Origin of the sequence: Pseudomonas paraveronii, assembly GCF_963681955.1 — a bacterium.
Classification (GTDB): domain Bacteria; phylum Pseudomonadota; class Gammaproteobacteria; order Pseudomonadales; family Pseudomonadaceae; genus Aquipseudomonas; species Aquipseudomonas paraveronii.
This window is the reverse complement of the sequence record NZ_OY817130.1, coordinates 1836430-1851155: the sequence shown is the minus strand read 5'-3', so window position 1 is coordinate 1851155 and position 14726 is coordinate 1836430. Positions and strand designations below refer to the sequence as shown.

Annotated in this window: 20 protein-coding genes and 2 pseudogenes; 16 read left to right on the top strand and 6 right to left on the bottom strand. The window is 58.8% G+C overall.

The genetic code is table 11. From position 1 onward, the window contains the following. Positions 1-216, bottom strand: a complete 216-nt coding sequence (locus U5A08_RS08380) for a hypothetical protein (protein WP_321851120.1) — start codon at positions 214-216, stop codon at positions 1-3. On the opposite strand from U5A08_RS08380, the gene U5A08_RS08375 reads away from it, so the two are divergent. From U5A08_RS08375 to U5A08_RS08325, 11 genes and pseudogenes are all read left to right on the top strand, one after another. Next, positions 215-406: a hypothetical protein gene (locus U5A08_RS08375; RefSeq protein WP_169921912.1), complete on the top strand. Its 192-nt coding sequence runs from the start codon at positions 215-217 to the stop codon at positions 404-406. The two genes, U5A08_RS08380 and U5A08_RS08375, sit on opposite strands and share 2 nt — an antisense overlap. A gap of 12 nt (positions 407-418) precedes the next feature. Beyond that, positions 419-712 (top strand): Ogr/Delta-like zinc finger protein, encoded by a 294-nt coding sequence (locus U5A08_RS08370; protein ID WP_141605783.1) that lies wholly within the window; start codon positions 419-421, stop codon positions 710-712. After that, entirely contained in the window at positions 709-1083 is a 375-nt protein-coding gene (locus tag U5A08_RS08365; RefSeq protein ID WP_321851113.1) for a hypothetical protein, read from the top strand. Before U5A08_RS08370 ends, U5A08_RS08365 begins: the two co-directional genes overlap by 4 nt. A 71-nt stretch (positions 1084-1154) precedes the next feature. Further along, positions 1155-1400, top strand: a complete 246-nt coding sequence (locus U5A08_RS08360) for a hypothetical protein (protein WP_079443088.1) — start codon at positions 1155-1157, stop codon at positions 1398-1400. A gap of 11 nt (positions 1401-1411) precedes the next feature. Further along, positions 1412-4208: pseudogene (locus U5A08_RS08355) on the top strand (toprim domain-containing protein). Positions 4209-4401: 193 nt separating this feature from the next. Beyond that, positions 4402-4581, top strand: a complete 180-nt coding sequence (locus U5A08_RS08350; protein ID WP_321851131.1) for a hypothetical protein — start codon at positions 4402-4404, stop codon at positions 4579-4581. A gap of 58 nt (positions 4582-4639) precedes the next feature. Then, positions 4640-4903 carry a hypothetical protein gene (locus U5A08_RS08345; protein WP_321851109.1) on the top strand — a complete coding sequence of 88 codons (264 nt, stop codon included), beginning with the start codon at positions 4640-4642 and terminating at the stop codon, positions 4901-4903. Beyond that, on the top strand, positions 4903-5112 hold the full coding sequence (locus U5A08_RS08340) for a hypothetical protein (RefSeq protein ID WP_321851107.1): 210 nt from the start codon (positions 4903-4905) through the stop codon (positions 5110-5112). The genes U5A08_RS08345 and U5A08_RS08340 overlap by 1 nt, the downstream gene beginning before the upstream one ends. Before the next feature lie 62 nt (positions 5113-5174). Then, entirely contained in the window at positions 5175-5492 is a 318-nt protein-coding gene (locus U5A08_RS08335) for a hypothetical protein (RefSeq protein ID WP_321851106.1), read from the top strand. Then, on the top strand, positions 5489-5740 hold the full coding sequence (locus U5A08_RS08330) for a hypothetical protein (protein ID WP_321851105.1): 252 nt from the start codon (positions 5489-5491) through the stop codon (positions 5738-5740). The genes U5A08_RS08335 and U5A08_RS08330 overlap by 4 nt, the downstream gene beginning before the upstream one ends. Positions 5741-5751: 11 nt before the next feature. After that, positions 5752-6027, top strand: coding sequence for a pyocin activator PrtN family protein (locus tag U5A08_RS08325; protein WP_126589590.1), 276 nt, complete (start codon positions 5752-5754; stop codon positions 6025-6027). Here the strand turns inward: U5A08_RS08325 and U5A08_RS08320 are convergent. Beyond that, positions 6002-7153, bottom strand: a complete 1152-nt coding sequence (locus U5A08_RS08320; protein WP_321851102.1) for a tyrosine-type recombinase/integrase — start codon at positions 7151-7153, stop codon at positions 6002-6004. The two genes, U5A08_RS08325 and U5A08_RS08320, sit on opposite strands and share 26 nt — an antisense overlap. 103 nt (positions 7154-7256) lie before the next feature. Here U5A08_RS08320 and dusA point away from each other — a divergent pair, with 103 nt between their 5' ends. Beyond that, positions 7257-8267: a tRNA dihydrouridine(20/20a) synthase DusA gene (gene dusA, locus U5A08_RS08315; protein ID WP_321851101.1), complete on the top strand. Its 1011-nt coding sequence runs from the start codon at positions 7257-7259 to the stop codon at positions 8265-8267. Between the two features lie 208 nt (positions 8268-8475). Further along, positions 8476-9402 (top strand): transaldolase, encoded by a 927-nt coding sequence (gene tal / locus U5A08_RS08310; RefSeq protein ID WP_253394150.1) that lies wholly within the window; start codon positions 8476-8478, stop codon positions 9400-9402. A gap of 164 nt (positions 9403-9566) precedes the next feature. On the opposite strand, the gene rssC is transcribed toward tal, so the two are convergent. Together rssC and rssB are read right to left on the bottom strand one after the other, a co-directional pair. Continuing rightward, the gene (gene rssC, locus U5A08_RS08305; RefSeq protein WP_017848891.1) at positions 9567-10049 is read right to left on the bottom strand and encodes an anti-sigma factor antagonist RssC; all 483 of its coding nucleotides are present in this window, start codon (positions 10047-10049) and stop codon (positions 9567-9569) included. Beyond that, positions 10049-11230 (bottom strand): two-component system response regulator RssB, encoded by a 1182-nt coding sequence (gene rssB, locus U5A08_RS08300; protein ID WP_253394149.1) that lies wholly within the window; start codon positions 11228-11230, stop codon positions 10049-10051. Before rssB ends, rssC begins: the two co-directional genes overlap by 1 nt. A 277-nt stretch (positions 11231-11507) precedes the next feature. Between rssB and U5A08_RS08295 the strand changes: the two genes are divergently transcribed. After that, positions 11508-11804, top strand: a complete 297-nt coding sequence (locus tag U5A08_RS08295; RefSeq protein WP_253394148.1) for a PilZ domain-containing protein — start codon at positions 11508-11510, stop codon at positions 11802-11804. A 60-nt stretch (positions 11805-11864) separates the two neighbouring features. Here U5A08_RS08295 and U5A08_RS08290 read toward each other — a convergent pair whose 3' ends face one another. Further along, positions 11865-12503 (bottom strand): MlaA family lipoprotein, encoded by a 639-nt coding sequence (locus U5A08_RS08290; protein ID WP_425262844.1) that lies wholly within the window; start codon positions 12501-12503, stop codon positions 11865-11867. 238 nt (positions 12504-12741) lie between these two features. Between U5A08_RS08290 and pcrP the strand changes: the two genes are divergently transcribed. Further along, positions 12742-13350 carry an HAD superfamily inactivated hydrolase PcrP gene (pcrP, locus tag U5A08_RS08285; RefSeq protein WP_247402239.1) on the top strand — a complete coding sequence of 203 codons (609 nt, stop codon included), beginning with the start codon at positions 12742-12744 and terminating at the stop codon, positions 13348-13350. A 110-nt stretch (positions 13351-13460) separates the two neighbouring features. Next, entirely contained in the window at positions 13461-13727 is a 267-nt protein-coding gene (locus U5A08_RS08280; RefSeq protein ID WP_247402236.1) for a DUF4404 family protein, read from the top strand. 138 nt (positions 13728-13865) lie between these two features. On the opposite strand, the pseudogene queF reads toward U5A08_RS08280, so the two are convergent. Continuing rightward, positions 13866-14695 (bottom strand): annotated as a pseudogene (gene queF / locus U5A08_RS08275) (NADPH-dependent 7-cyano-7-deazaguanine reductase QueF). Positions 14696-14726: the final 31 nt, after the last annotated feature.

Sequence of the window (14726 nt, the reverse complement as noted above, 5' to 3'; positions counted from 1 at the left end):
TCAGCCCTTGCCTAGACGTGCCTTGATCTCTTTCAGCGCGGTGGCTACGTCGTCGACAGCAAAGCGGATGTCTTCGGCACTGACTACCAGTCCGGGCTCTTCCCTGTCAGTCAGCTTTGTCGCATCACGACCACGCATGACTTTCGCTAGTGCTTCATGCCGCTCCTGCAAACGTTGCAGCAAGCGTTCGACCTCTTTTTTTGAGTGATTACCCATGACCTACATCCTTGAAGAAGAAAGGAAACATCTATCGGATCTGCTGGTGATAGCTCAACAGCGACTGAACACATTAAAAGAAATCGTCGCCACCACCAATCACGACTGTTCTGGCACTGACATCCGCCTGGCCATCGGTGACGCAATCACACCGCTGAACATTGCCCACGAAGCTGCGGAAGCGTTGTAAAGGACACTGTTTATGAGCACTTACAAGCTGGTTTGCCCTCACTGTCACGGCCGCATGCGTATTCGCACCAGCGAAGGCCAACATATTTTCCTGCGCATCACCTACCTGCAATGCACGAACGAAGCATGCGGCTGGGCTGGCCGCGCCGAATTTCAAATGACCCACGAACTGAGCCCCAGCGGCATGCCCAACCCGGCGGTAAAGCTGCCGATTGCGGACGTAGTCATTCGTCGCCAGGCAATGAAAACAGCCAACGATCAACCCGATCTGTTGGACCAGCTGGAAATGGAGGCCACAACCGTATGAAAACTATCGCCCTCACTACAAACCCCACCAGTGACTACCGCGCTGCGATGCAACAAGCAGCAGTGGCCTACCTCTACCGCCACCGTTGCGAGCATCTGGCCGGTGACAGCCAATTGCTCGACAATTGCGCCCGGTACCTGACGCTGTCTCTTGAAGTCCCTCAGCATCTGGTGCAGCGCATCGCTGAGTTGGCCGTCTCTGAGTTCGAGAGCATGACCTGCAAGCGTATTGCCTGGCTTGGCGTTCACCCCAACAGCGGCGCGTACCGCCCGGTCATCTGGCTGCTCGATAACTGCACCCAACAGCGACACCCCGTTTCAGCACGTTTGCTCCCCACACGGCTGCTGCTTACTCGCAACCTCCCGCACTAATCCGAACCCCACTCCTGATTGATGCCCGCACCGCGTGGGTAGGGGAAATTTGCAACTTACTGGTGGCCGAAATGAGCAAAATCACCATAAAACTGGAGCTGGACGAACAGCAGGCGCAGCAATACCTGCTGTGGTTGACCACTCAGTACGAAGTCACCATGGCTGATATTTGGTACTCCGATCGCTACCGGAATGTGCCGAGCGGTCAGCGGGCACCGAAGGTGCTTGAGGACTTGCCCTACCTGGCCGGCATCTGCAAGACGCGCAGCGAGCTGAAAAAGCAGCTCGTCGTGGCTGTTGCGGAGCATGCGCAGTGAATCGCAAGCCCATGGAGCAACAGATCCGCGCTGATGTACTTCAGCGCCTGGAATCTGATTACGGCCTGCAGCACATGGTCGGCACGCACTACATGCGCAAGGGCACCTGCCCGCAGTGCAATCAGAAACGCCTGTTTTCCCGCCACGACGAACCTTGGTTCATACGCTGTGGCCGCGAGGAAAAATGCCGGTATATGGCTCCGACCAAGGAGCTGTACCCGGACCTGTTCGACGACTGGAGCAAGCGTGCGCCGGCCACCAGTGATCAGCCTGCTGCCAGTGCCAAGGCGTACCTGTCGTTTGCCCGAGGTTTTCGCGTCGAGCTGATTGAGGGCTGGTACACCCAGGAGAGCTACTTCGATCGCGACCTGAACATCGGCTCAGCAACCGTCCGCTTTCCCCTGGAGCATGGTGGGTACTGGGAGCGCTTGATTGACCAGCCTTCCCGCTTCGGCAAGAAGAAGGCCCGCTTCCAGCCTCTCAAGAGCTACAGGGGGCATTGGTGGTGCCCCCCGTGCCTGGACCTGCTGGAGGTAGACGATCTGTGGATTGTTGAAGGCATTTTCGATGCCATCGCGCTCGTTCAGAACGGTATATCTGCTGTTGCCGCCCTGTCGTCAAACGCGTTTCCAGAAGAGTCGCTGAAGGCACTCGTCACCGCGCGCGGCGGTAAAACACCCAAGTTGGTTTGGGCCTTGGACAACGAGCCAGGCGCTCACAAATACACACGTAGTTGGGTGAAACGTGCCCGCGAACTCGGCTTCACCTGCGACGCCGCCCAGGTATCGCAGCCGGATGCGCGCAAGGTCGACTGGAACGATCTGCATCAGCGATGGGCGTTTATCGACGACGAGAAAGCCCGTGCCGAGCGTATCGACAAAGACCTGAAAGAAGCCCGTCACCAGGGCGCCCTGCTCATTGCTGAGAGTGCTAGCGACAAGGCATTGCTCATGTACCAGTGGCGAGAGCGGGAGGAGTTTCACTTCTGTTTCGACTCCCGCCTGTATTGGTGGAAATTGGATCTCGCGAAATACAACAGCGCCAAACAAGCGCTGGAGAAAAGCGATGACCAGGAAGCCCAAGTGCTGAACGAAAAGCAGCTCAGGGAGAAAGCGCTGAACGTGGCCGGCTGCGTCGTCGAAATCGCCAACTGCTACCCCAAGGCCCTCTATTTCCAACGCAACGAGATCACCGACGAGTCCTGGTACTTCTTCCGCGTCGACTTCCCGCACGACGGTGGTTCCGTGAAAAACACCTTCACCGGCGGTCAGGTCGCCGCCGCCAGCGAGTTCAAAAAGACTTCTCGGCATGGGCGCTGGGGCCGTGTTCACCGGCAGTGGACAACAGTTGGACAAACTCATGAAAGACCAGCTTTTCGGCATCAAGACCGTTCAGACCATCGACTACGTGGGCTACAGCAAGGAATACCACTGCTACGTGTTCAACGACGTCGCCGTCCGCGAGGGCCAGGTCATCCACATCAACGAAGAGGAGTTTTTTGAGATGGGCAAGCTGAAACTCAAGACCCTGCAAAAGGGCGTGAAGATCGATCTGGAGAAGGATGGCAAAAAATACGATCAGCAGTGGTTGGGACTTCTGTGGCAGTGCTTCGGCGCGCAGGGCATCGTCGCACTGACTTTCTGGTTTGGCTCACTGTTCGCCGAACAGATCCGCGCTCGGTACCAGTCGTTTCCGTTTCTTGAAGCCACGGGCGAAGCCGGCGCCGGCAAGACCACCTTGCTCACCCTGCTCTGGAAACTGGCGGGACGGGACGGTTACGAAGGGTTCGACCCGTCCAAATCCACCAAGGCCGGCCGCAGCCGCTTGATGGGCCAGGTCTCCGGCATGCCCATCGTACTGCTGGAATCTGACCGCAGCGGCGACGACAAGGCCCACGCCAAGACCTTTGAGTGGGACGAACTTAAGGACTACTACGGCGGCGGGACGCTCGCGACCAAGGGCGTTAAAACCGCCGGCAACGAGACCTACGAGCCCCCATTTCGCGGCACGATCGCCATCAGCCAGAACGCCCCTGTCGTGGCGTCTGAAGCGATCATGACCCGGATCGTGAAACTGCATTTTGTGCGCCCGAACGTGACGCCTGAGAGCCGCGCGGCGGCAGACCGACTAAACGCCCTGGAAGGCTCGACACTCAGCAATTTTGTTCTACAGGCCGTTCGCAAAGAGCTGGAAGTGATGGACCTATTCGCCCAGCGCATCCCTGGCTACGAGGCGAAATTGCGCAATCTGCATTCGCATTGCTTCGCCTGCGAGACCCCGTTTCACGACGAGCAAAGCGATTGCCACCAGTGCGGCAACAAGCTGCGCGGTTACATCCGCGTGGAGCGGATCAACAAGAACCACGCCCAGTTGCTCGCCCTGCTCGACTGCCTGTGCATGGTGGTCCCTCTGACTGAACCGCAGATCAGCCACACCCGCACGCAGATTATTCGCATGGCGATCGAGCGCCAGTCTTCGATCAGCTCCGACCACCCGGTAGTGGCTGAATTCTGGGAAGTGTACGAGTACCTCGAAGGTCTCGACGCCGACGGCCCGGTGGTCAACCACAGCAAGAAAGACAACATCATCGCCATCAACCTCAACGACTTTGTGAAGTGCGCGGCCGAGCATCGCCAGAAGATCGCCGACGTCAGCGAGCTGCGCGAGCGCCTGAAAGACTCCCGCTCCCGGAAGCTGCTCGACATCAACAAAGCCACTGACAGCGCGGTACGGGCTCACCAGGCCAAGACCAGCAACGCAGTCATCACCAAGCAACCCATCGTGAAGTGCTGGCACTTCCAGGCCTGACCAATCAACAGCAACACCCGCCAGGCGCTGCAACGCCGGCCACCACCCAAAGGAGAAGCACCATGCACGTACAAGTCATCACCGGCGACGGCGAAAAGGGGAAACCAACCGCCTACGACATCTTAAAGAGCTGAAGGCCTGGTTCAACGAGTCCGGGAAGATTGTTCACGCCGAAGCCTACGACCCCGCTGGGTTGGTCGCGATCCTGGAGGTTCGTGCGGCAAGCGATAAAGAAATCCTCGTGCTGGAGTGCAGCCGGGAACAGATCCAGGCAGTCCTGGAATGGCAGTCAGCAACTGATGAGGTTGTTGAGTTTGAGAACCTGCTGCTGCACCTGGTGCGCAAGCAAAACCCAACCGGCGAAAGCCGATAAGAAGGTGGTGTCGAGGGGCTGCAACCCCTCGACACCGACCACCCAAAGGAGAAGCACCATGCAAGTGAATCAACCCCAAGGCGGCGCTGTAGAGGCTACCACAACCCCGCTGGCTATCGGCGACACGGTCAGCTACGTCGCAATGAGCGGCGGCGGTCGGGAATATCGTTTGAGCGCTCGTACAGGCGTGATCGTCGCCATCGACGGCAATGTTGCAACTCTGCGCGCCGGGAACGGCCGCAGTGTCACACAACCACTCGACAAGCTGACTCCAGATGGCCAGCCCAATGCACTGACGCGCATGCTCATGGGAGGGAACTGATGGACCCAAGAATCCGAACCCGCCCCGCTATGGCGAGCCACCGGTTGGACTTGCCCAGCCGCTGCGACATCTGCGGCAAGGCACGCTCCACCCGCAAGCATGGTGCCTGTAGCCGCATCCGTCAGCAGAGCAAATCGGCGGAATGGGCTGCATTCATGGCCGAGCGCGAAGCAGCCAAACAAAACAAACCGCGTCGATACGCGCGCTGATACCCAACACAAACGGGACACGGGGAGCTGCAACTCCCCAACCGCCAGAAAGGAGAAGCACCATGCATTCAAATCAAAATTCGAGCGACACCCGCACTTTTTACTCTTTTGAGCCAGTGACACCAGTATCGGCACCATTGGAACTGACCGCTGACCTGCGCTACATCCTTGGTATTCCTCACACCAAATTAGCCAGTACAGCCCAGCTACTGCGGCAGCAAGGGCACTGTATTGGGGAGCGTAGTGAAGATGAGCAAGCCGCTGTCATCCATTGGATGCTCGGCCACTACCTTCGTCGCGGTATCCATTGGAGGGTGTTCGCTTACGCAGAACTCGACGCCAACGATGACTTTCCAGGGTTTCCGGGAGACGAGTCATGACCGTATTCCTGCTGCTGTACCTGTGCGCGGATGCGTCACGAACGGATTGCCAGGTGGTGAAGGCTGATAGCTGGAGCGGCCCCCACGCCTACGAGCAATGCACCGACGTCGTGCCTAGCTTGACCGAGGCGCTGACTGCGCCCAACCAAAAGCGGCATCAGTTCGTTTTCGAAATCCAGGGCGCCATGGCGAAACCCGCAGAACATAAGGCTCAGCCGGTGTTCATTCACCAATCGTTTCGGATGTGAGGGGGTCCATCATGAACACAGCCTTTATCCTGATGGCCCAATACGACGGCCAGGCAATCATCTCGCTGGAGCAGGTTTGCCGGGATTACTTCACGCACCTTACGCCGGAAATGTTCCAGCGCAAGGTGATGAGTGGTCAGATCAAGATTCCCATCACACGCCTGGAGCCGAGCCAGAAGTCGGCCAAGGGCGTTCATCTCACTGACCTGGCCGCATATCTAGATCGACAGCGCGCCGCCGCGGTTAAAGAGCACAACCAGCTCAACGGGTTAAAACACGCCTTTTAAGCCACTTCTGTGATGCGGCGCCCAGTTGGACGGGCGCCCTCAGGATTTTCTCGTGCCATTCCCAGCCCACATAGCGGTCACCCTTGCCGCGCAGGTGGGTGTATCGACGCATCGAATTCCAATCCCTGTGGCCGGAAACACTAGCCACACGCGGAATGTCCCAGTCCATCTCAAACAGGCGGCTGACGCCTTCATGTCGAAGGTCGTGAAAGTGCAGGTCCGCGATGTTCAAAAACTTGCAGGCTTTCGCCCAGGAGGTGGATATAGATTCAGGGCTGTAGGGGAATATGTCTTCGCCGGCCTTCGGCATTGTTTGGAGGATCTGCCACGCCTCATCCGGCAGGTAGCACCAAACGTCGTTGCCGATCTTCTGCCCGGGGTTCTTCATGTCGCGCACCAGCACCCGCTGGCCAGGCTCGTCGACGTCCGCCCAACGGATACGGGTTATTTCATCCAGCCGTCGCGTGGAGAACAGGGCAAAACCCACGACCTTCAGCATATTAGTGACGCTCGGGCGCCTCGCCTGCATGGCTTGGTAGTGCGTCAGCACCATTCCCAGTTCGTCCAACGTCGGCCGGCGGTCACGCTCGCGGCTTTTGAGGTTGTAGCCGAGTTTCCGTAGCACTCGTCGGGCGCCGCTCATCGCGAGTGGATCGACCTGGTAACCCCATGCGTCTTTGGCAATCGCCAGAACAGCGCCGAGGTGCGCCAGGTCGTTGCCGGCGGTCTGGGGTTGGACCCCGCCGCCCGCCTTGCTCATGCGCCAAAGGGCAAAGTCGACCAGGCGTTGGGTATTGATGTCTGTATCGTTCAGCTTGCCGATGTCCATCTTGCCGATGGCTTCGAGCGTGGCCTTCTTGGTTTTGCCCAGCGGACGGGCCTTCTCCACTTCCAACAGATACTGCTCGATCATTTCTTTGACGGTGACGTCCTTACGGTTTGCCCGCTCGATCGCACCAGGCTCATCCAGCTCAGACTCGCGCTTACGCGCCCAGGCCTGGGCGGCCTGTTTTCGGGCGAAGGTCTGGCTCTCTTGGTAGACTTGCACTCCGTCGCGCTTGATGCGGATCTGAGCCGTGTAGCTCACAGTCCCATCCGCCAGTTTTCTTGCCCTGATAGTCGCCATATCGAAAGTGGTACGCGTCAGTTTTTGGGTGGTACATCGTACCACCGAGCCTTAAAAAAGGCCTGAAAACGCCCTAAAACCTGCCGAATACACGTTGAGTAAAATGATTCAAAAACAGAGCTTTAGCCCAGCAGAATCAAGCCCCGCACTGTCTCGGCGCTTTAGCGTTGCACCCATGATGGACTGGACCGACCGCCACTGCCGGTTCTTCCTACGCCTGCTCTCCAAACACGCCCTGCTCTACACCGAGATGGTCACCACCGGCGCGATCCTCCACGGCGATCACGAGCGCTTCCTGCGCCACAGCGAGGCCGAGCACCCGCTCGCCCTCCAACTGGGCGGCAGTGTTCCCGCCGATCTGGCCGCCTGTGCCCGTATGGCCGAGGCGGCCGGTTACGATGAAGTGAACCTCAACGTCGGCTGCCCCAGCGATCGGGTGCAGAACAATATGATCGGCGCGTGCCTGATGGGCCATCCGGCGTTGGTCGCCGATTGTGTGAAGGCGATGCGCGATGCGGTGTCGATTCCGGTGACGGTGAAGCACCGGATCGGGATCAATGGGCGGGACAGTTATGCGCAACTGTGCGATTTCGTCGGGCAGGTGAAGGACGCGGGGTGTACCAGTTTTACCGTGCATGCGCGGATTGCGATTCTGGAGGGGTTGTCGCCGAAGGAGAATCGCGACATTCCGCCGTTGCGTTATGACGTGGCGGCGCAGTTGAAGCGGGATTTTGCCGAGCTGGAGATTATTCTCAACGGCGGGATCAAGACGCTGGAACAATGCCAAGAGCATCTGCAGACGTTTGACGGGGTGATGCTGGGCCGGGAGGCTTATCACAATCCGTATGTGCTGGCGGAGGTGGATCAGCAGTTGTTCGGCAGTGCACGGCCGGTGATCAGTCGGGCAGAGGCGTTGGCGCAGTTGCGGCCTTATATCGCGGAGCATTTGGCGAGCGGTGGCTCGATGCATCACATTACGCGGCATGTGCTGGGGTTGGGCACGGGTTTCCCTGGGGCGCGCAAGTTCAGGCAGTTGTTGTCGGTGGATATTCATAAAGCGAGTGATCCGTTGGCGTTGCTGGATCAGGCGGCCGGGTTGCTGGAGGGCCGGTAAAACCGGCGCCCACGTGTTTATCGCGGTGTTCATTGGGCTGTTGGGTTGAACCTGCGGGCGATCTTGCCCTCCTATTTAGCAGCAAGGCCAGTCATTCAAACGGCTGTTTTCAGGTTGTTGCCCTCGCAAACGATCGAACGCATTTGCGCCCTTGAGCGCCTGCCAGCGCTCGGGTAATGTCATCAGACCCATAGGACAGAGCACGCCCATGACTTCCAAGCTGGAACAACTCAAACAGTTCACCACCGTCGTCGCCGATACCGGCGATTTCGCGGCCCTCGCCAATCTCAAGCCGCAAGATGCCACCACTAACCCTTCCCTGCTGCTCAAAGCCGCGTCGATTCCGGGCTATGCCAAGTTGCTGGATGAATGCGTGAAGGACTGCAACGGTGATGTTGGCCTGGCCAGTGACCGTTTTGCGGTGGCGGTGGGTCAAGAAATCTTGAAAGTGGTGCCCGGCCGTATCTCTACCGAGGTGGATGCACGCCTGTCGTTCGACACTGACGCCGTACTCAAGCGTGCGCACCGTCTGATCGACCTGTATGACAAAGCCGGGGTTGGCCGTGATCGCGTACTGATCAAGATCGCGTCCACCTGGGAAGGTATCCGCGCGGCGGAGAAGCTGGAAAAAGAAGGCATCCAGACCAACCTGACCCTGCTGTTCTCCTTCGCCCAGGCCGTGGCCTGTGCCGAAGCGGGTGTGTTCCTGATTTCGCCGTTCGTGGGCCGTATCTACGACTGGTACAAGAAAGCCAACGGCAACGACTACACCGGCGCCGATGATCCCGGCGTGCAGTCGGTGACGCGCATCTACAACTACTACAAGGCCAATGACTACAAGACCGTGGTGATGGGTGCAAGCTTCCGCAACCTGAGCCAAATCGAAGAGCTGGCCGGCTGTGATCGCCTGACGATCAGCCCGGACCTGCTGGAGAAACTGGCGGCCGATACCGGCAAGCTGGAGCGCAAGCTGTCGCCAGGCCATGCCGGTGAAGCGCGGATGCATCTGACTGAAGCGCAGTTCCGTTGGGAGTCCAACGAAGATGCGATGGCGACTGAGAAGCTGGCCGAGGGGATTCGTCAGTTTGCTCGGGATCAAGAGAAGCTCGAAGCGTTGTTGTCTGCCAAGCTGTAACAGCGGCGGCAGCAAAAAGGGCGGCACCTGTGAGGGTGCCGCCCTTTTTTTCAGTGTCAAATGTGGGAGGGGGCTTGCCCCCGATGGCGGTGCATCAGTCAGCAAATCTGTAGCTGGCCCACCGGCATCGGGAGCAAGCCCCCTCCCACACTTGGAGAGTGAGGTCAGTGACGTTCGAGGGCGTTGACGAGGTCGTGGAAGGCTTCGCGATTGGACTCGTTCAAACCCATCAGGATTTTGTGCGCTTCCAGCACCTTGATCCGCACGATTTCCTCGGACTGATCCTGGGACGGCAGGTCGGTCAGGCATTCCGGGCAGGGGATCGGGCGGTCAACGATGTTGAACACTTGATCGAAGCCCATGGACTGCAGCAGACGGGTGATGTCTTCGTGGGTGGTGACGACGGTGGGCAACAGGCCGACCTTCTGCCGAGACAGAATGGACAACTTGGCCAACAACCCAAGGGTGGTGCTATCGATGCTGCGGGTTTCGGTCAGATCGATCACGATCGCCGAGAAATTCAGTGCTGTGAAAATCCGCTCAATCGTTGCATCCAGCGCCGAACACAAGGTCAGGCGCACTTCACCGACAAACTTCAGGACGAAGGTCCCGTCTTGCTCGGCGAATTGGATTCTTCCGGTACTCATCAAAGATTCCTGCTCAACACCAATAGGGCGATATCATCCGGCATCTCCCCTAGCGTGGCCAATCCAAAAACCTGCCGCAGGCCATCCAGGCTGCCGCCCGCCGACTTGACCCGTTGGGGCAAGGCGGCTTCTTTCTCTTTGAGTGTAGGCTCTGGAAGAAGGTCGAGGATGCCATCGGACATCAGCGTCAGGCTGAAGGTCGGCGGCAGCTCCAGGATGTGGTCTTCGTAGGTGGCTTCATTGAACAAGCCGACGGGCAGACCACGCCCTTCCAGGTAGCGCACACTGTCAGGAGTGTACAAAACCGGCATCGGCAGGTGACCGCCGATGCTGTAGGTCAAAAGACCGGTTTCTTCATCAATCACGCCACCCACCATCGTCACGTGCTTGCCCAGCTTGCAGCTGATCAGACCTCGGTTGATGTGGCCCAGCACCTCGGAGGGGGTGAACTCCGGCAAGGTGCCATTGCGCTTGGATTCGAACAACAGCCGTGTGGTCATGAACTTCAACAACACGGTGACAAATGCCGAGGATGCGCCGTGGCCGGACACGTCGGCCAGATAAAACGCCACCCGCCGCTCATCTACGCGGAAATAGTCGACAAAATCACCCGACAGGTACAGCGACGGGATGATCTGGTGCGCAAACTTGAACTCATCGATGGTCCACGGGCTGACCGGCAGCATGTTCATCTGCACCTGGCGACCGGCGTTCTGGTCTTCCTGGAGCAGGTTCAGGCTGGCTTCGAGTTCGCGGTTGGCGGTTTCGAGCTTTTCGCGGTAGCGCTGGTTTTCCACCAGTAGGCGTGCACGATCCAGGGCTCGGCGCACCGAGTGCTCCAGCACCGCCAGGTCTTGCAGGGGCTTGATCAGGTAGTCGGCGGCGCCCAGGCGCAGGGCCTCGACGGCATCGTTCATCACCCCGGCACCAGACACGACGATCACCGGCGTCTGCGGAGCAAGCTCGGTCACCTGGCGAATCAGCTCGAGGCCGCCCATCTGGGGCATGCGCAGATCGCAGATCACGAGGTCGGGCTTATCGCGCTCGAATACCTGAAGACCCTGTTGGCCATTGCTGGCCTGCAGGACGCTGAAGCCACTGTCTTCCAAATAGGCCGCAAGGCTTGCGCGCACTACTTCGTCGTCATCGATTATCAGCAGCGTGGCACTGGTTTTTGGCATGTGGGCAAACGGCGCCAGAATTAGGTTGGCGTAGGCGGCTCGGCAATGGCCGTGCTCACGCTACTGGATTCGCTTTCTAGCCTCTCTGTCCTACAAAGCATAGGCTTTTTGCCCACGCACAACGGTAAAGCAGAGGTGCCCTTCTAAGGCGCAGACGGTACTCCCATCCGCCAGGGGTTTCAAGCTCATGCCGATGGTCGCCGGGCGTCTTTACATCGCAAATCACAGGGAGTTATAAGAACAGCCATCACCACAACACAAAGTAAGGATGGAAGCTGTGAGCGAACACGAGCGCGACTACGCTGAAAAGCGCGATTTCATCCGCATGCGAGTGAATGCCGATGTCTCTTTGATCCACGCCGGGCAGGAAATTGACGGGGTTTGCGTGGACCTTTCCAGCTCCGGCATGCAAGTGCAGGCACCTCGCCAGTTCACGGTGGGCGATCTGCTGACCGTGCGCATCGAGTCGGAACATGCCGCCCTCACGGGCCTGGAAGCGGACACCCAGGTGGTATGGGCGAAGAACGAGGGCGAAAAACAACATTTGGGGCTGAAGATCCTGAAAATGCGCTAATACCCGCGCACAAAAAAGGCGACCACGCGGTCGCCTTTTTTCGTTTCAAGACGTCTGGACTTAGAAGTCGTCGACGACCTTCCCATCCTTGACCTTGAACTCGCGGTTCTGCAGGTAGGCGTTGCGGATGAAGGTGTACTTGTCGCCGGTGATCAGCTTCTCGCTGTCGAGCAGGCTGGCACGGGTGTCGACGATGTTCAGGCCGAAGGTGCTGTTGCGCCAGCCGATGTCGTTCATGTAGCGGTACGGTTGGGTGTAGCTGTCCACGTATTTGGACGGCGCGTCGCGCAAGGTGCTTGGACCCAGCAGCGGCAGCATCACGTAAGGACCGCTGCCGACGCCCCAGTAACCAAGGGTCTGGCCGAAGTCTTCATCGCTGCGTTGCAGCCCCATTTTGGTGCCTACGTCGACGAAGCCCAGCACGCCGAAGGTGGTGTTCATCAACAGGCGGGCTGTATCCACACCGGCGGCGTGCGGCTTGAGTTGCAGCACGTTGTTGGCCAGGTTGCCGACATCGCCGATATTGCGGAAGAAGTTGTGAACGCCGTCCTGCACGAATTGCGGGGTCACAAACTGATAGCCTTGGGCCAATGGTTTGAGGGCGTAGGTATCAACGGTGTCGTTGAAGGTGAAGATCGGGCGGTTGACGCTTTCCCATGGATCATCTTCCGACGCGGCCTGTGCGGCGAAAGGGGTCATCAGGATAGCGGCACACACCGAAAACTGAGCGAAGTAGTGGCTCCAGCGCATAGCTTTTGCTCCTTGAATAGTCTGTCATGGGCGCTATGCCCTGAATAAGGCGCCAGTATATGACGGAAGTGTCCTTCTTGGGCAGATGCTAAGAAACGACATACAGAGAATGTACAAAAACCCTACAAAGTGTCATGGACTTGTCACGCCACTCCGATAGCGTCACAGCTATTTCAGGGATGTCGAAATGCCTCATGCCGAGATAGCCATCGCCACTGCCCCCACCTTGACCGCCGTGTTGTTTGGCCTGAGTGGCTGCCTGGTGGATTTTGGTTCCCAGGCGCGCACCGATTCACCCTCCCCGCATTCCGAAGCCACGCCAGGAGCATTGAAGATCCTGCGCAGCCTCAAGGAACAAGGCGTGCCCTGCGCCTGGCTGGATGAGCTGCCGCCCTCGGTGACAACCCCGCTGGCCGCTGCGCTGCCCGATTGGCTCAAGGCGGCGTCGCCGTCTTCCATCCGCTGGCCCGCCCCCCATGCGTGCTGGCAAGCCTTGATGGAATTGAACATCGAACGCCTGGAAGGCTGCGTACTGGTCAGCGGCGAGCCGCGCCTGCTGCAATCGGGCCTGAACGCTGGGCTGTGGACTATCGGCCTGGCGTCCTGCGGTTCGCTGTGCGGCCTGGCGCCAGAGCAATGGCAGGCATTGACCGAGCAACAGCGCGAATACAAACGCGGCAAGGCCACCGTGGCGCTGTATGGGTTGGGGGTGCATTCGGTGATCGATCACCTCGGCGAGCTCGGTACCTGCCTGGCGGACATCAGCCTGCGCCAGCTCAAAGGCGAAAAGCCCTGATTGAGATCATGCACAGACGGCGCCGGTAGATTAATCTACAGCTCCTCTCGTAGACCTTTCTCGGCGTGCCGTGGTCTACGCCAGTGCCTATCGATAAAAGGAAGAACACCATGCCTGCCCGCGAAAAACTGCAAGAACAGGTCAACATCCTGCGCGAGCAACTGGAACAAGAACCACCGCTGCCGTCCGAAAAACGTGAAGCGCTGGAAGCCTTGCTTGCCAAGTTTGAAGTGCAACTTGAACTGGAACCGGCCACTCAGCCGCCGAGCATCGCTGATGATGTGAACCGGGCGGTAGAAAGTTTCGAGTTGGACCATCCGGGCATTGCCGGGACATTGCGCAATATTGTGATCACCTTGGGCAACATCGGCATTTAACCCGAGCCCAAGCCAAGCAGAGAACCAAAATGTGGGAGGGGGCTTGCCCCCGATAGCGGAGTGTCAGTCACAGTCTCTGTGCCTGACCCACTGCAATCGGGAGCAAGCCCCCTCCCACATTTTGGTTTGTGTACAAGGTTACTGGCGCGCCAGGCGCAGGTTTTGGAACTGCACATCCTCAGTACTGCGATACGGGTTGATATCCAGCCCACCCCGCCGCACATAACGCGCAAACACCGTCAACTTCTCCGGTTTCAGCAAGCGCTGCAAGTCCAGGAAGATCCGTTCCACGCACTGTTCATGGAAGTCCGAGTGCTGGCGAAAGCTCACCAGGTATTCCAGCAGGCTGGCGTGATCCAGCTGTGCGCCGCGGTATTGCACCGCCACGCTGCCCCAGTCGGGCTGGCTGGTGACCGGGCAGTTGGATTTGAGCAGGTGGCTGTGCACGCTCTCCTCGACAATCCGCGAGTCATCGCAACGCAGCAGTTCCGGACGCGGGTGTTCGTAGTTGCTGACGCTGATATCCAGGTCATCGATGCACACACCCGGCAACGCCATCACGCCTTCGGCCTCAACCTCGGCCAGGCTGCGGATGCGCACACCCACCGGCTTGCCGGCAGCAGCGCTGAGGTCGTTGCGCAACGTCGCCTCCAGGCTTTGCGTATCGGCAAACGCAGTCTGGTTCAGCGAGTTGAGGTACAGTTTGAAGGACTTGGACTCGATGATATTCGGCGAGTCGGCCGCAATGCTGAACTCACCGATGGCCACCACCGGCTTGCCCGACGGCAGCAGCCAGGACAGTTCGAAGCAGTTCCAGAAATCCACGCCCGTGTACGGCAGGGTCTCGGCGCTCAGGCCCAGTTCGGCCCATTTCGCGGCGCGCGGGATCGGGAACAGCAACGAGGGGTGTAGGTGCTGATGTATTCACTGGACTTGCCCAGCGGCGAATGTTCGGCTGCGGGATGCATGGCGGAAACCTGGCTAAATAAACCCGAGCAT

Coding starts and splice junctions, on each gene's coding strand:
- U5A08_RS08375 (WP_169921912.1), top strand. CDS start 215: ATGACCTACATCCTTGAAGAAGAAAGGAAACATCTATCGGATCTGCTG.
- U5A08_RS08380 (WP_321851120.1), bottom strand. CDS start 216: ATGGGTAATCACTCAAAAAAAGAGGTCGAACGCTTGCTGCAACGTTTG.
- U5A08_RS08370 (WP_141605783.1), top strand. CDS start 419: ATGAGCACTTACAAGCTGGTTTGCCCTCACTGTCACGGCCGCATGCGT.
- U5A08_RS08365 (WP_321851113.1), top strand. CDS start 709: ATGAAAACTATCGCCCTCACTACAAACCCCACCAGTGACTACCGCGCT.
- U5A08_RS08360 (WP_079443088.1), top strand. CDS start 1,155: ATGAGCAAAATCACCATAAAACTGGAGCTGGACGAACAGCAGGCGCAG.
- U5A08_RS08345 (WP_321851109.1), top strand. CDS start 4,640: ATGCAAGTGAATCAACCCCAAGGCGGCGCTGTAGAGGCTACCACAACC.
- U5A08_RS08340 (WP_321851107.1), top strand. CDS start 4,903: ATGGACCCAAGAATCCGAACCCGCCCCGCTATGGCGAGCCACCGGTTG.
- U5A08_RS08335 (WP_321851106.1), top strand. CDS start 5,175: ATGCATTCAAATCAAAATTCGAGCGACACCCGCACTTTTTACTCTTTT.
- U5A08_RS08330 (WP_321851105.1), top strand. CDS start 5,489: ATGACCGTATTCCTGCTGCTGTACCTGTGCGCGGATGCGTCACGAACG.
- U5A08_RS08325 (WP_126589590.1), top strand. CDS start 5,752: ATGAACACAGCCTTTATCCTGATGGCCCAATACGACGGCCAGGCAATC.
- U5A08_RS08320 (WP_321851102.1), bottom strand. CDS start 7,153: ATGGCGACTATCAGGGCAAGAAAACTGGCGGATGGGACTGTGAGCTAC.
- dusA (WP_321851101.1), top strand. CDS start 7,257: ATGATTCAAAAACAGAGCTTTAGCCCAGCAGAATCAAGCCCCGCACTG.
- tal (WP_253394150.1), top strand. CDS start 8,476: ATGACTTCCAAGCTGGAACAACTCAAACAGTTCACCACCGTCGTCGCC.
- rssC (WP_017848891.1), bottom strand. CDS start 10,049: ATGAGTACCGGAAGAATCCAATTCGCCGAGCAAGACGGGACCTTCGTC.
- rssB (WP_253394149.1), bottom strand. CDS start 11,230: ATGCCAAAAACCAGTGCCACGCTGCTGATAATCGATGACGACGAAGTA.
- U5A08_RS08290 (WP_425262844.1), bottom strand. CDS start 12,503: ATGACCCCTTTCGCCGCACAGGCCGCGTCGGAAGATGATCCATGGGAA.
- pcrP (WP_247402239.1), top strand. CDS start 12,742: ATGCCTCATGCCGAGATAGCCATCGCCACTGCCCCCACCTTGACCGCC.
- U5A08_RS08280 (WP_247402236.1), top strand. CDS start 13,461: ATGCCTGCCCGCGAAAAACTGCAAGAACAGGTCAACATCCTGCGCGAG.